Raw genomic sequence first — 720 nt, forward strand, 5'->3', positions numbered from 1 at the left:
TGTTAAGGTGTGAGGCACGCAATACCTATGCTTCCGCATACTACCTTAACCACTAAACCTAACGCATAGTTAAAATGCCAAGCGTGCCGAATCACTCTTGAACAATTTGTTATGTACGTGCTAAAGGTAAACGACTGACTCCACATTATTGCCCTCGGGATCAATCAAAAATGCTGCGTAGTAATTTGGAGCATAGTGCTCCCGTAAACCCGGCTTACCGTTGCATTTACCACCTAAAGATAGTCCCGCTTGATGAAACGCTGAAACTTGTAATTTGTTTGATGCAGAAAAAGCAATATGGCACTTAGAATTACTGACGCCTTTTTCAATTAAAAATCTTACATTTGGCTCGCTCAAAAGCCCAAAACCAGCTGCATTTTCATCGGACCACTTAAGCTCAATACCCAATGGTTCTAACACATTCAGTTAAAACACACGACACTCTTCGAATGCAACTACCTTAATTTCAAAATGATCTATCACTCTCAGTCCTTTAGAGTTGGTTTCAATTTCCTTAAAGTACATAACGCGCAGTTAAGGTGTGAGAGACGCACATGCACCCTAACCTAAAATAAACTCTGATAAATCCGTGCCTATTTGGGCACTAAAACCCCAATGCGTTTCGAATCGCCTTGAACGTCTTGTTATTCCGCAACTAAAGTCGGCCATGTTTACGCCTAATCTTTTGATATGACGAGAAATTTTCGGTATGCAGGCAAA

The 720-nt window shown here is 41.0% G+C and carries 1 protein-coding gene; it reads right to left on the reverse strand.

Going from position 1 to position 720, the window contains the following annotated elements; genetic code table 11:
• Positions 1–120: 120 nt before the first annotated feature.
• Entirely contained in the window at positions 121–426 is a 306-nt protein-coding gene (locus NDJ01_RS19300) for a VOC family protein (protein ID WP_309303494.1), read from the reverse strand.
• Positions 427–720 lie beyond the last annotated feature (294 nt).

It is taken from the genome of Vibrio sp. HS-50-1 (genome assembly GCF_024747315.1).
Classification (GTDB): domain Bacteria; phylum Pseudomonadota; class Gammaproteobacteria; order Enterobacterales; family Vibrionaceae; genus Vibrio; species Vibrio diabolicus.